The sequence below is a fragment of the Rhizobium sp. NZLR1 genome (genome assembly GCF_017357385.1).
In the GTDB taxonomy this organism is placed as follows: Bacteria; Pseudomonadota; Alphaproteobacteria; order Rhizobiales; family Rhizobiaceae; genus Rhizobium.
In genome coordinates this window covers 108135-121650 of sequence record NZ_CP071632.1, presented here as the reverse complement: position 1 = coordinate 121650, position 13516 = coordinate 108135, and the positions used below count along the sequence as shown (strand labels likewise).

Annotated in this window: 14 protein-coding genes and 1 tRNA gene; 5 read left to right on the top strand and 10 right to left on the bottom strand. The window is 60.8% G+C overall.

Going from position 1 to position 13516, the window contains the following annotated elements:
- Window positions 1-65 precede the first annotated feature (65 nt).
- Window positions 66-1082 (top strand): class I SAM-dependent methyltransferase, encoded by a 1017-nt coding sequence (locus J3O30_RS00570; protein ID WP_207582404.1) that lies wholly within the window; start codon window positions 66-68, stop codon window positions 1080-1082.
- Window positions 1083-1178: 96 nt separating this feature from the next.
- Here J3O30_RS00570 and fabI read toward each other — a convergent pair whose 3' ends face one another.
- Genes fabI through fabA form a run of 3 tightly spaced genes read right to left on the bottom strand, consistent with a single transcriptional unit; the run spans window position 1179 to window position 3781 of the window.
- Window positions 1179-1985 (bottom strand): enoyl-ACP reductase FabI, encoded by an 807-nt coding sequence (gene fabI, locus J3O30_RS00565; protein WP_207582403.1) that lies wholly within the window; start codon window positions 1983-1985, stop codon window positions 1179-1181.
- Window positions 1986-1989: 4 nt separating this feature from the next.
- Window positions 1990-3222 (bottom strand): beta-ketoacyl-ACP synthase I, encoded by a 1233-nt coding sequence (gene fabB / locus J3O30_RS00560; RefSeq protein WP_207582402.1) that lies wholly within the window; start codon window positions 3220-3222, stop codon window positions 1990-1992.
- Window positions 3223-3265: 43 nt separating this feature from the next.
- Complete coding sequence (gene fabA, locus J3O30_RS00555) at window positions 3266-3781, bottom strand: 3-hydroxyacyl-[acyl-carrier-protein] dehydratase FabA (protein WP_007634186.1); 516 nt, start codon at window positions 3779-3781, stop codon at window positions 3266-3268.
- A 300-nt stretch (window positions 3782-4081) separates the two neighbouring features.
- Between fabA and irrA the strand changes: the two genes are divergently transcribed.
- The gene (gene irrA, locus J3O30_RS00550; protein WP_164006019.1) at window positions 4082-4501 is read left to right on the top strand and encodes an iron response transcriptional regulator IrrA; all 420 of its coding nucleotides are present in this window, start codon (window positions 4082-4084) and stop codon (window positions 4499-4501) included.
- Window positions 4502-4514: 13 nt separating this feature from the next.
- Here irrA and J3O30_RS00545 read toward each other — a convergent pair whose 3' ends face one another.
- Window positions 4515-5150, bottom strand: a complete 636-nt coding sequence (locus tag J3O30_RS00545; RefSeq protein ID WP_207582401.1) for a trimeric intracellular cation channel family protein — start codon at window positions 5148-5150, stop codon at window positions 4515-4517.
- A gap of 179 nt (window positions 5151-5329) precedes the next feature.
- On the opposite strand from J3O30_RS00545, the gene J3O30_RS00540 reads away from it, so the two are divergent.
- Window positions 5330-5803, top strand: coding sequence for a hypothetical protein (locus tag J3O30_RS00540; protein WP_207582400.1), 474 nt, complete (start codon window positions 5330-5332; stop codon window positions 5801-5803).
- A gap of 1 nt (window position 5804) precedes the next feature.
- Here J3O30_RS00540 and J3O30_RS00535 read toward each other — a convergent pair whose 3' ends face one another.
- The 5 genes from J3O30_RS00535 to J3O30_RS00515 form a co-directional block, all read right to left on the bottom strand.
- A complete protein-coding gene (locus J3O30_RS00535; RefSeq protein ID WP_207582399.1) occupies window positions 5805-6593 on the bottom strand; it encodes a YdcF family protein in 789 nt (262 codons plus the stop codon).
- Window positions 6594-6661: 68 nt separating this feature from the next.
- Entirely contained in the window at window positions 6662-7384 is a 723-nt protein-coding gene (locus tag J3O30_RS00530) for a YoaK family protein (protein WP_207582398.1), read from the bottom strand.
- 396 nt (window positions 7385-7780) lie between these two features.
- Window positions 7781-8050 carry a GIY-YIG nuclease family protein gene (locus tag J3O30_RS00525; protein ID WP_207582397.1) on the bottom strand — a complete coding sequence of 90 codons (270 nt, stop codon included), beginning with the start codon at window positions 8048-8050 and terminating at the stop codon, window positions 7781-7783.
- 101 nt (window positions 8051-8151) lie between these two features.
- Window positions 8152-8227 (bottom strand) — tRNA-Ala (locus J3O30_RS00520).
- A gap of 150 nt (window positions 8228-8377) precedes the next feature.
- Window positions 8378-8761, bottom strand: a complete 384-nt coding sequence (locus J3O30_RS00515; RefSeq protein ID WP_207582396.1) for a TIGR02300 family protein — start codon at window positions 8759-8761, stop codon at window positions 8378-8380.
- 327 nt (window positions 8762-9088) lie between these two features.
- Here J3O30_RS00515 and cmk point away from each other — a divergent pair, with 327 nt between their 5' ends.
- Together cmk and rpsA are read left to right on the top strand one after the other, a co-directional pair.
- Window positions 9089-9736, top strand: a complete 648-nt coding sequence (cmk, locus tag J3O30_RS00510) for a (d)CMP kinase (protein ID WP_207582395.1) — start codon at window positions 9089-9091, stop codon at window positions 9734-9736.
- 174 nt (window positions 9737-9910) lie between these two features.
- Window positions 9911-11614 (top strand): 30S ribosomal protein S1, encoded by a 1704-nt coding sequence (gene rpsA, locus J3O30_RS00505; protein WP_007634197.1) that lies wholly within the window; start codon window positions 9911-9913, stop codon window positions 11612-11614.
- 179 nt (window positions 11615-11793) lie between these two features.
- On the opposite strand, the gene J3O30_RS00500 is transcribed toward rpsA, so the two are convergent.
- On the bottom strand, window positions 11794-13353 hold the full coding sequence (locus J3O30_RS00500; protein ID WP_207582394.1) for a hypothetical protein: 1560 nt from the start codon (window positions 13351-13353) through the stop codon (window positions 11794-11796).
- Window positions 13354-13516: the final 163 nt, after the last annotated feature.

Below are 13516 nucleotides of genomic sequence, written 5' to 3'. Positions count from 1 at the left end.
CGCATGTCGTGGTCGCAAAACCGCTCAACACCTTTGCGCGACATGCTTTTAACGAGACGAGACCCATGAGCCGCGAGACGCTGAAGACCCTGTTCCATCCCTTTGCCAGCGACACAGTCGCGGTGCCCAGTGAGGGCGAGCGCGTGCTCTTCCTCGGCGCCGAGGCCGGCTTTGCGCTGCCGGACGGCTTTGCCGCCTCGCTCAGCGCCGTCCAGGGCTTCCGGCCGCTCTACCGGCAGCTGCTGGCGCAGCGGATCGAAGCAAAGCCCGAGATCGACGGCGAGGACTATGATGCCGCCCTGGTGCTCTGCACGAAGCACAAGGGCGAGAACGAGGCCAATCTCGCCGCGGCAATCGCCCGCACGCGGGTCGGCGGCCTGATCGTCGTTGCCGGCGCCAAGGAAGACGGCATCCAGCCGCTGCGCAAGCGCCTTGAAGGTTTCAACCTCGCAATCGACCATATGCCGAAATATCACGGTGTCGCTTTCTGGTTCGGCCGCCCTACCGATGGCGACGACATCGTCTCCAAGCTGGTAAAGGCGCCGGTGCGCGTCGATGGCCGATTCCATGCGACCGCCGGCATGTTCTCGCATGACCGGATCGATGCCGGGTCGGAACTGCTCGCCTCGCGGCTGCCGCAGGATTTTACCGGCGACGTTGCGGATTTCGGCGCCGGATGGGGTTATCTCTCCGTCGAGATGGCGCAGAAGTCGCGCGGACTGACCCGCCTCGACCTCTACGAGGCCGATCACGCGGCTCTGGAGGCTGCGAGGGATAATCTGGCGGAGAACTGCCCGAAAGCGCCTGCGCGCTTTTTCTGGCATGATCTGGCGGGAGAGCCGGTCAAGGACAAATACGATCTCGTCATTATGAACCCGCCCTTCCACGAAGGGCACGCCGCCGATCCGGCTCTCGGCCAGGCAATGATCAAGACTGCCGCATCCGCGCTTCGCGGCGGCGGCCGCCTGATGCTCGTCGCCAATCGCGGCCTGCCCTACGAGCCGGTTCTGGCGGCGAACTTCAGGGAAAGCGGTGAAACCTGCCGCAACGCCCGTTTTAAGGTGCTGTGGGCGAAGAAGTAAGGGTTAGGGCTCGAACCGTTCCCCTTTCATCAATCGAAACAAAAAAGGCCGTGCGCACCTGCGCACGGCCTTTTGAGTTTCAAATCGGAGTAGCGTCTATTCGACGTCCGCTCTGCGCAACGTGTCCAGCGTCGGCATGGAGGTGACGTTGAAACCCGCGTCGACGAAATGGATTTCGCCGGTGACGCCGGCGGAAAGGTCGGAGAGCAGGTAGAGAGCCGAACCGCCGACCTGATCGATGGTCACGGACTTGCGCAGCGGCGCATTGCGCTGGTTCCAGGAAAGGATCGCGCGCGCATCGGAGATGCCAGCGCCGGCCAGCGTCCGGATCGGGCCGGCTGATATTGCGTTGACGCGGATGCCCCGCGGACCGTAATCGGCGGCGAGATAACGCACCGAAGCCTCAAGCGCTGCCTTGGCGACGCCCATGACGTTGTAATTCGGGATCACGCGCGTCGAACCGTTATAGGTCAGTGTCAGCATCGCACCGCCGTCTTCCATCAACGGAGCACAGCGCTTGGCGATCTCGGTGAAGGAGAAACAGGAAATGACCATGGTGCGGCTGAAATTCTCCCGCGTCGTATCGGCGTAGAGACCCTTCAGCTCGTTCTTGTCGGAAAAACCGATGGCGTGGACGATGAAATCGAGTTTGCCCCAGCGCTCGCTGATCGCGTCGACCACGGTATCGACCGAGGCGACGTCCTCGACATCGCAGGGCAGCACGAAATCCGAGCCGACTTCGGCAGCCAGCGGCTTGACGCGCTTGCCCAGCGCATCGCCCTGATAGGTGAAGGCGAGTTCCGCACCCTGTGCGGCGAGAGCTTTTGAAATCCCCCAGGCGATCGAATGGTTGTTTGCGACGCCCATGATGAGGCCGCGCTTACCCTGCATGATTCCCGACATGTTGTTATCCGTTATAACGCTGGAAGACCAGCGTGGCGTTGGTGCCGCCGAAGCCGAAGGAGTTGGAGAGGGCGATATCGATCTTCGCATCGTCGATACGCTTGCGCACGATCGGCACGCCTTCGAATTCCGGATCGAGCTCTGAGATATGAGCGCTTTCGCCGATGAAGCCATGTTGCATCATCAACAGGGAATAGATCGATTCCTGCACGCCGGCAGCGCCGAGCGAATGACCGGTCAGCGACTTGGTCGACTGAATATGCGGGATCTTGGCGCCGAATACCTCGCGGATGGCGCCGATTTCCTTGCTGTCGCCGACCGGCGTCGAGGTGCCGTGGGTGTTGACGTAGTCGACATCGCCTTTGACGGTGGCGAGCGCCTGGCGCATGCAGCGGATGGCGCCCTCGCCCGAGGGGGCGACCATGTCGTAGCCATCCGAGGTTGCGCCGTAGCCGACGATTTCGGCGTAGATCTTGGCGCCGCGGGCCTTGGCGTGCTCCAGCTCCTCGAGCACCAGCACGCCGGCGCCGCCGGCGATGACAAAACCGTCGCGGTTGACATCATAGGCGCGCGAAGCGGTATCGGGCGTATCGTTGTACTTGGAGGACATGGCGCCCATGGCGTCGAAGAGGTTGGACATGGTCCAATCGAGATCCTCGTGGCCGCCGGCGAACATCACGTCCTGCTTGCCCCACTGGATCATCTCGGCGGCGTTGCCGATGCAATGCGCCGATGTCGAGCAGGCAGACGAGATCGAATAATTGACGCCGTGGATCTTGAACCAGGTGGCAAGCGTCGCCGATGCGGTCGAGGACATCGCCTTCGGCACGGCGAAGGGGCCGATGCGCTTCGGGCTGTTGTTCTTCACGGTGATCTCGGCCGCCTCGATCAGGGTGCGGGTGGACGGACCGCCGGAGCCCATGATGATGCCGGTGCGCTCGTTCTGAGCGTAGTCCTTCTCTTCCAGCCCGGAATCGGCAAGTGCCTGCTTCATGGCGACATGGTTCCAGGCGCCGCCCTGCGACAGGAAGCGCATGGCGCGGCGATCGACCAGTTCGGCCAGCTCCGCCGAACCGAGCTTGGGGCTGCCCCAGACCTGGCACCTGAAGCCGTGCTCGGCGAAATCGCTGGAGAAGGAGATACCGGACTTTGCCTGCCGCAAGGATTCGGTGACTTCGGCGGCGTCGTTTCCGATCGAGGACACCACACCCAGACCCGTGACAACTACCCGTCTCATCTGATCAAACCTTTTTTGTTTCGTGAGCCGCTTGAGATACGGTTCAGGCCGTCTTGTCTTTCGAGAGACCGACGCGAAGATCGGCCGCCTGGTATATGGTCTCGCCGTCGGCCTTCAGCCAGCCGTCGGCCGTGCCGAGGACCAGACGGCCGCGCATGACACGCTTGAAGTCGATGCCGTATTCGATCAGCTTCGTCTGGGGCCGGACCATGCCCTTGAATTTCACTTCGCCTGTCGACAGGGCCATGCCGCGGCCTGCCTCGCCGAGCCAGCCCAGGAAGAAGCCGGTCAGCTGCCACATGCCATCAAGGCCGAGGCAGCCCGGCATAATCGGATTGCCTTCGAAATGGCAGGGAAAATACCAATCGTCAGGGCGTACGTCGTATTCGGCCCTGAGATAACCCTTGTCGAAAGTCCCGCCCGTTTCGGAAATATCGGTGATGCGGTGAACCATCAGCATGGGCGGCAGGGGAAGCTGCGCATTGCCGGGCCCGAACAGCTCGCCATGTGCGCAGGCGATGAGTTCGTCGTACGAGAAGCTGGATTGTCTTGTCGTCATAAAGTTTCTTTTCCCTCCCGCGTGAGCCCATGGTTATGAACATGTAGTCCAGGTTCTTCAGAAAATGAAGCACGAGCAAGGCAGCTTCATTCACGGTCCCGGACCAAGCTTGCGCTATTATTTGGTGGTCGCATACAGGAAGGCCAGGGCTGCGACCAGACCTATTTGCGTCAAAAGCCCGTTTTGGCCGCGTTTATCAGGCTCTTGTCCCCATTGAACTATTGAAAGGCTCCGGTGCAAAAGTTATACCGCTTGAAGAAACATGATTGAATTATGCAGGAATAACCGGAGTTGGTTTTGATGACGGGTGCACTCCCGATCGCAATAGAGGTAAGGCTGCGCGGCGCGGGCCTGCGCCCCACCCGCCAGCGTGTCGCGCTCGGCGACCTCCTGTTTGCCAAGGGCGACCGGCACCTGACCGTTGAGGAACTGCATGAGGAGGCGGTTGCAGCCGGCGTTCCGGTGTCGCTGGCAACGGTCTACAACACGCTGCACCAGTTCACTGAAGCCGGTCTCATCCGCGTTCTCGCTGTCGAGAGCGCCAGGACCTATTTCGACACCAATGTTTCCGACCACCACCATTTCTTCGTCGAAGGCGAAAACGAGGTACTCGATATTCCGGTCAGCAACCTGACGATCGCCAACCTGCCGGAGCCGCCGGAGGGGATGGAAATCGCCCATGTCGACGTGGTGATCCGTCTGCGGGCGAAGCAGGGCTGACGACACCGCTTCTTCACATCACATCGTCGGGATGCCGGCCGGGCTTGTGTCTGTAAGTCGGGAAGGTCCAGCCGAACCACAGTGCTCCGCCGCGCACCGCAAAGGCCGCCACCACGCCGCAGGCAGACGCCAGATAGAGCGGCATTCCCAGCGCATTGGCGAGCGTGAACACACCGGCGCCGACGAGGGCTGCGGTGACGTATATTTCCGGCCGCAAGAGCACCGAAGGCTCGTTTGCCATCAGATCGCGCAGAATGCCGCCGAAGGTCGCCGTCAGCGTGCCGGTTACGATCGCGATGGTCGGCGAACCGGTGGCGGCAAGGCCCTTGGCGGCGCCGAGCACGCAATAGGCGGCAAGACCGATCGCATCCAGCCAGATCAGCAGGCGATAGCGTGATTCCAGCAGGTGGGCGGTAAAGAAAACGACGATGCCCATGACGCAGCAGACGAGGATATAGGCGGGGTTCAGCACCCAAAAGACCGGCACGCGACCGAGCACGATATCGCGCACGGTGCCGCCGCCCGTTCCCGTGACCATGGCGAAAAACAGAAAGCCGATCAGGTCCAGCTGCTTGCGCGAGGCGGCAAGCGCGCCTGTCGCAGCAAACAGCGCAATGCCGGCATAATCGAGATAAACGAGCAAGGACATGCGGCCCCCAGAACCGGCTTATGTTTTTGCCGAAAGAACCATGATGGCAAGGGCGGCGCAAGGCGGCGGCGCCATAAAGCCAAAGTCTTTATACGATGCATGCCGTTGTCCCAAATCCGCTGCACACATTCGGGCGACATGCATCAGGCTGCAGAGCCTTTATCCAAAAGAGGAAAGCCGTGAAAACGCTGGTGCTCGCCGTTCTGAATATCGTCCTGCTGCTTTTCACGCCGGCTGTCGCCTTCGGCCAGCAATCGCTGATTTCCGATCCGGAGATCTACGAGAAGAAACATTTCCAGGAGCAGTGCAAGACGGCCGAGTTCGCCGACGGCTTCATCATCCGGCAGGACATCAACAATGACGGCCTGATCGATGCGGTGGTCAACGAGGGCCAGCTGACCTGCGACGGGCAGAAGGGGCCGCAGTGCAATGACGACGGCTGCACCTATAATTTCTATCTGCAGGTGGCGGAAGGCGGTTATTTCATGATCGCGACGGCGCAGATCTATGGCTACGACTTCGTCCAGCGCTTCGGCAACATGGTGCTGGCAATGAAGATGCATCCGCGTTTCTGCGACCGCACCGAAGGTGATCCCTGCACGGTGACGGCCCGCGTGCGCGGCACGAAATTCGTCACCATTTCAAAAAAGTAACTCAGCCCGGATAGAGCTCCGATGTCCGGCCGGCGAGATAATAGCCGACCAGGCCGTACCATTCGCGGATCGCCGTCGCCATGTTCTGGGCGTTGAGGCTCGGCTGGGTGAAATCCAACCCCGGCCTCACCTCACCGTCGGTGCGATAATCGGTCGGCCAGGGCACGATATCGATGCCGAGCTTGCGGAAGATGCCGACGGAGCGCGGCATATGAAAACCCGAGGTGATCAGCAGGCAATTGGCAAGCCCCTGGCTTGCGAGGAATTCCTTGGTGTTGACGGCGTTTTCGAAGGTGGTGCGCGATTGCTTCTCCTCGATCAGGCGATCCCTGCCGACGCCGAAGAGCGGGAAGAAGCGCTCGGATGCCGCCGCATCGCCTTCGTAGATGCCCGAGAGCGAGCCGTCGCCGCCCGACACCAGAATGTGCGACTGCGGAAATTTCTGTGCGAGCCGCAGGGCTTCGACGAAGCGGTCGGCCGCGGCGTTGAATTCTATGCCATGGCGCGCCGTGTTCACCTCGTTTTCGAAAGCGCCGCCGAGCACGATCATGCATTGCAGGCTATCCGGATCGGCGGCGGGCTTGGCGAAGCGCTGCTCGAGACCCTGCATCATGAGGTTGCCGGCCGTGGTGTAGAGCGTGACGAAGAGGATAAGGGCCGAACCGGCTGCGCCGAGGATACTTAAGGTACGCCAGCGCAAAAGGCCGGCAATGAGGGCAATGATGAGGAGGAAGAATGCCAGCGACAACGGCTGAGCGAAAATCCAGACGAGCTTCGAAATCAGGAACAAGACCTACTCCTTGAGGATGGGCGGCGGTCCTTCCTATCCGATTCGACGGTAACAGGAATGCGACGGCTCTATTTCGCCCGCGCGACGGCCGATCGATGCGGCGCGATCTTCTGGTTGAAGCGCCGCTGAAGCGGCCGGGGGATGAACATGGCGGCAAGCGCAAGCACCATCGCAAAAAGGGAGACCAGCCACAGCGCATACGCGCCGGTCAGTCGCGTCACGAGGGCGCCGGCAATCGCCCCGAGCAGCATGCCGCCCCAGGGCACGATCTGGATCGTCCATTCGATACGGCGATCGCCGATGATCCAGCGGCCGATGCCGCGGCCGAAGCGCGACAGTGCGCCTGTGACATAAGTCAGCCCGATCGGCAGGCCCTCGATTTGCTCGACGGCGGCGTTCACCATGCCCATGGCAAGAACGATCAAATAGAAGCGCGACAGCAGCAAGTTTTGCATCGTCATCATCGAAGCAAGTGCCAGGACGAGGCCGACGCATCCAAGCACCACGAAAATGCGGCGTTGCGAAAAATGGGCGACGACAATGCCGGCCGCATTGCCGAGCACGAAAACCAGAATGGCGGAGATCAGTACCGCCGCGTGATAAAGGTTGCCCTGGCTCAAGGCCAATGCCGCCCGCGTCGTATTGCCGGTCATGAAGGAGACGAAATCGCCGGTCAGCAGCAGGCCGGTCGCATCGGTCATGCCGGCAAGAAACGAAATCGAGCCAACGAGGGCGATCCCGGTCATGGTCCGTCGGGTGCGGATGAGGCGACGGCGTCGTGCTCTGGTCATTGCGGAGGGTCCTGGGGCCGAATCGCTGAGATGCGGCAGAAGGATAATTCCTTTTGTTGAGGAATTGGCAAAGACGACTGCGGTTGGCTGATGCCACGCTCGGAAATGCTACTCTGAGAGACACCAGGAAAGAAGTGGTGATGCCCTGTTTTGCCGACAGGTCGGAGAGAAGCACGGCCGTCAGCTGAGGGAGCATAGGTCGGCTCGCTTGTTCTCACAGAACGACGGCGATCCGTTGCTGGGTACGCACCTTGGGCGCTTTCCTGGGCAATCGCCTTTCCCGTCTTACTATTGGTGCTGCCGGTGATGAAGCCGGTGACAGCGGTTATCGTCGAGATGTGAGGCTCGAGGCGCCGGTGGGCTGTGGGAGCGGCCTGCCGGGGCGACGCGGGGCGGTTAGAGTTTACCTGGATCCGAATGCGGCTGGACCAGTCTCTTGCTGGCAAAAGCCCTGCCGGAATGCGATTTCAGATATGCTTCGAATTCAAGCGCTTTGTGTTTGTCAGGAAAGGCGCAATACCAGAACAAAATCCATGGTGCAAATTTGGCCGTGTGGGTGGATTTTCCGGCATTGTGAGCGGCGAACCGTTGTTTCAGATCTGCGGTAGACCCGGTATATTCCTGATCGAGAAAATCGACGCTGCGGAGAATATAGACATACCACATCAGCGTTTCAGCCCGTCGTCGCCCTTCGGGCTATGCCGGGCACTGCTTCGGCCTAACGGTTTCTCGCGGCTGCGCCACGCGAAGCCCGTAAGGGCGAAGCGTGGTGGAGCTAAGCGGGATCGAACCGCTGACCTCTTGCATGCCATGCAAGCGCTCTCCCAGCTGAGCTATAGCCCCATCAAGGTGGTCCGGCGCAGGGCCGGTCCTGGGATACTCCTCAAGGCGTGCCCTTCGGAGTGGCGGCTTATTACTTCCGGTTTTCGGAGATAGCAAGCCTAAAAAATCCGGCCCGGAGAATTTTTTCCTCACCGGGCCGAAATGCAGTGGTCAGACTTCGTCGTCGTCGCCGGTCACGCCGATGATGTCGCTCATGTCATCGTCGTCATCGTCTTCGTCGGGTGTGAGGAAGGTATCGTCGTCGTCATCGCCTTCGATTTCGACATCGTCATCGCCGATATCGGGGATGTCGTCGCCGCTTGCGGCCTCATCGGCATCTTCCAGCGAAACCAGTTCGACTTCGGTGTTTTCAGTATCGACTTCCGCGACCTCGTCTTCCTCGGCAACCTCGGCGATCGCCGAGGTTTCCTGGAAGAAGGACAGGGGGTAGGACTTGCCGGTATAAGGAGAAACGACCGGATCCCGGTTCAGATCATAAAACTTCTTGCCGGTTTCCGGATCGGTACGCTTGGTTCCAAGTTCCGCTTTCGCCACTATAAGCCTCGTGAGAATGGCCGAATGCGAGATTCGGCAAATGCCGATCAAGCCGGCGTTCCATCGGAATTTATAAGCCGGTCCCCTTAATCGCTGTGGCTTCCCATGTCAAAGCCAAACTTTATGATCAGAGCGCAGGCTATTTCCGCCGCCGCCGGATGACCGGCCGGCGGGTGTATGGTAACGAGCCGCGGCAGCCGCAGAACGTAGCGAAGATTGTCGCCGAAAAGGACGGCCTTGCGAAGGAAATGCTATGCGTTTACAAATGATTACGCCATGCTTGGCTCCAGCCAGGGCCTGTAAGCCCGCTGCTCCAGGATTGATCACATGACAACGAAGACCTTCACCATCGCCATCGATGGCCCGGCGGCGGCCGGCAAGGGCACGCTTTCGCGCCGCATCGCCGAGCGATACGGCTTCCATCATCTGGATACCGGCCTGACCTATCGCGCCACAGCCAAGGCGCTGCTCGACGCCGGCCTGCCGCTCGACGACGAGGCGGTGGCGGAAAAGATCGCGCGGGAGGTTGAACTCGCTGGATTGGATCGCGATATACTTTCCAAACATGAGATCGGCGAAGCCGCCTCGAAGATTGCCGTGATGCCGGCGGTGCGCCGGGCGCTGGTCGAGGCGCAGCGGCGGTTTTCGATAAAGGCGCCGGGAACCGTGCTCGACGGGCGTGATATCGGCACGGTCGTCTGCCCGGATGCGGCGGTCAAATTCTACGTAACGGCGACGCCGGAGGTCCGCGCAAGACGCCGTTACGACGAGATCCTCGGCAAGGGCGCGACGGCGGATTTCGATGCGATTTTCGAAGACGTCAAACGGCGCGACGAACGCGACATGGGACGGGCCGACAGCCCTTTGAAACCAGCTGATGATGCGCACTTGCTTGATACGTCGGAAATGAGTATAGAGGCCGCGTTTCAAGCTGCACAATCGATCATCGATGCGGTCTTGAGCCGAAATGCCTAAATTGAAGCGATTTTGCATGCTCAGGAGCATGGATCGCTGTTAATGCAGCCTGAAATTCCGTCCAAGCGCCGGATTGCCCTCGTGAAAAAGGGCGGACTGGGTTCAGGCCCGTTCAACGCAAACCAACCGGCGCGTACGTGTCCGCTTCGCTATTCAGGACACGCAGGAGATTTTATGTCAGTAGCTACTCCCTCTCGCGAGGATTTCGCGGCCCTTCTCGAAGAGTCTTTTGCCAAGAACGATCTGGCCGAAGGCTATGTTACCAAGGGTATCGTCACGGGCATCGAAAAGGATGTCGCCGTTGTTGACGTCGGCCTGAAGGTCGAAGGCCGCATCGCGCTCAAGGAATTCGGCGCCCGCGCCAAGGACGGCCAGCTCAAGGTTGGCGATGAAGTCGAAGTTTACGTTGAGCGTATCGAAAACGCGCTCGGCGAAGCAGTTCTGTCGCGCGAGAAGGCTCGCCGCGAAGAAAGCTGGGTCAAGCTCGAAGCCAAGTTCGAAGCCGGCGAGCGCGTCGAAGGTGTGATCTTCAACCAGGTCAAGGGTGGCTTCACGGTCGACCTCGACGGTGCGATCGCCTTCCTGCCACGTTCGCAGGTCGATATCCGCCCGATCCGCGACGTCACTCCGCTGATGCATAACCCGCAGCCCTTCGAAATCCTCAAGATGGACAAGCGCCGCGGCAACATCGTGGTTTCGCGCCGTACGGTTCTGGAAGAGTCCCGTGCCGAGCAGCGTTCTGAAATCGTTCAGAACCTCGAAGAAGGCCAGGTTGTCGACGGCGTTGTCAAGAACATCACCGATTACGGTGCGTTCGTCGACCTCGGCGGCATCGACGGCCTGCTGCACGTCACCGACATGGCATGGCGCCGTGTGAACCATCCGTCGGAAATCCTGAACATCGGCCAGCAGGTCAAGGTTCAGATCATCCGCATCAACCAGGAAACCCATCGCATCTCGCTCGGCATGAAGCAGCTCGAGAGCGATCCGTGGGATGGCATCCAGGCCAAGTATCCGGAAGGCAAGAAGATTTCCGGTACCGTTACGAATATCACCGACTACGGTGCGTTCGTCGAGCTGGAGCCGGGCATCGAAGGCCTGATCCATATCTCGGAAATGTCCTGGACCAAGAAGAACGTTCACCCCGGCAAGATCCTGTCGACCACCCAGGAAGTCGAAGTCGTCGTTCTCGAAGTCGATCCGTCCAAGCGCCGTATCTCGCTCGGCCTCAAGCAGACGCTGGAAAACCCGTGGGCAGCATTCGCCCGCAGCCATCCGGCCGGCACTGAAGTCGAAGGCGAAGTCAAGAACAAGACCGAATTCGGCCTGTTCATCGGCCTCGACGGCGATGTCGACGGCATGGTGCACCTCTCCGACCTCGACTGGAACCGTCCGGGCGAACAGGTCATCGAGGAGTTCAACAAGGGTGACGTCGTCAAGGCCGTCGTTCTCGACGTCGATGTCGAGAAGGAACGCATCTCGCTCGGCATCAAGCAGCTCGGCAAGGATGCAGTCGGCGACGCCGCTGCATCAGGCGACCTGCGCAAGAATGCAGTCGTTTCCTGCGAAGTCATCGCAGTCAACGATGGCGGCGTTGAAGTGAAGCTCGTCAACCACGAGGACATCACTTCCTTCATCCGCCGCGCTGACCTTGCCCGCGACCGCGACGAACAGCGCCCTGAGCGCTTCTCGGTCGGCCAGGTCTTCGACGCCCGCGTCACCAACTTCTCCAAGAAGGACCGCAAGATCATGCTGTCCATCAAGGCTCTGGAGATTGCGGAAGAGAAGGAAGCCGTTGCCCAGTTCGGTTCGTCCGACAGCGGCGCTTCGCTCGGCGACATCCTGGGCGCAGCCCTGAAGAACCGCGGCGGCGAATAAGCCTCGCATCCGCCTTTTGAATTGAAGAACCCGCCGGAGCGATCCGGCGGGTTCTTCATTTTCGGGCTAGAGCGCGTCGCATCAAAGTTGATCTAGCGCGGCGCTTTGGTCCTTGGTTTTTATGCATTTCGTTATCCCGGAACCGCTGCACGCTTCCTGATGACTTGGATTATGGAAATTTATTCCCAGCCGACCATGCGCTGATAGAGCGCATAAACAGGGTCTTCGGCCGCGCCTGGCTGATGTGGCGTCGGCTCGGAATCAATCATCCTCGGCGTCCTGCGCTCAGGTGCCGCGTTGGCAGCTTCCAGATCGGGCGTGGCATCCCCGCTGCCCGATTGCGCCTGCTGCTGATCCTCCTGCTGCTGGTCTGGCGGTGCCCCATCGTGGTGGTGCTGATGCTGGTGGCTCGTTTCACCGGCCTTCTCGTTCGACGGAACATCCTTGGCGAACTGATAAGGCAGCTGCGTATAGGCAAGCCCCTCCGGCATTCTTGCGGCCAGCGGCAGATAGGACGCCTCGGCCGTCTCGGAAATCGGCATCATTGGCGGTGGCGCGGCGATCTCTTTCGGCTGACGGGCAGCCGCAGTCACGATCTCGGTATCCATCGGCGAAGGGTGAAGCGCTGCGGACTGGCGCGCATCCGGTGCTGCGAACTCCGCCGGCTGCCTGGTCAAGGTTTCGGTCGCATCGCTGATGACGGCTTCGTCGAGGATCACATCGATCTCAACGGCCGCCTCGACGGGACCATCCTCCACGACGGCTTCAATATCCTGCTCGCCGATGATGGTGACAATCATCGCGGAGACCTCTTCGGTCATCGAAGCGACAATTCCTGCCCAGTTCCTGGGAATGACGGGATCGCCCTTTTCCAACACCGCGCGAGGCTGGATGGCAGACGCCTCCGGCGTTTCCCGCGCGTCCTCGGTCGCTGTGGCTTCGGTCGGCAAGGCCGGCGCGGCTTCGATCTCCTGCGGCGCGGATTTTTCCGGGGCGACCTCGCTTGCCGCCGCCGACGCGGACTGAGCCCGGTTTTGAGGCTGCTGCGTTTCCGGATCTTCTGCGTCCACGGCCTCGGCGACGACCACTTCCTCGGCGGTCGCCAGAGCCGCGGCCTCGATCAGCAAACTGGCCGGCGCGGATAGCTTGTCTGCCGGCTGGCGCGTGGCGGCAGACCCACGATCCTCATGCAGTTGGATCTCAGGACGAGCTTCGGCGCGCATCGGCGAAGCGTCGTTCTGGCCGTAGGAGCGGACGACGGCGCGGGCGGCGAGATCGCGATCCTTGTAGCGGACGATTTCCAGATAGGCGACGATGCGGGCTGCTTCCGGGCCTGTGGGGTTCTTCAGGGCTGCGGCGATCATCCGGAGCGGCAGGCTATGGCCCTCTGCGGTGAATTGGCGCTCGACCTCGTCGATCCTGAGAGCCGGCAGCCGCTGGATGGCATCGGCGAGCCGGGAGGCGAAGGCAAGATTGGTCTCGTCCTCGCCGCGATCCAGCGAGATCGCGCGGCCGGCGGCATCGATGGCATCGAAAAGGGCTTCGACCATGCGCTCACGCGCGGCAAGGAGCAGGATATTGAGCTTGCCGGCAATGGCGGAATTCAGGTCGGCGGCTTCGACGGGATTGACAGGCGCCGGCGCAATCACAGAACGGCCGAGGCCGCCGGCGACGATCGCCGCAGTCTGGCCTTGGGACGAAAAGCTTGCATTGGACGCTGCACGAACGGGAGTCAACATGGCATGCTCCTTTCGCAAAGTGACGATGAAAGCAGGCTCTATAAAAGGACCGCGCTCATCCGGCCCCCTTGCATCCCAGCAGATCCTCCTGTCCGCATGACGCAATAGCCGCGTCATCGAAATGCATAAACATTAATGGGAATTTTAGGAAAGAGGCGTTAAC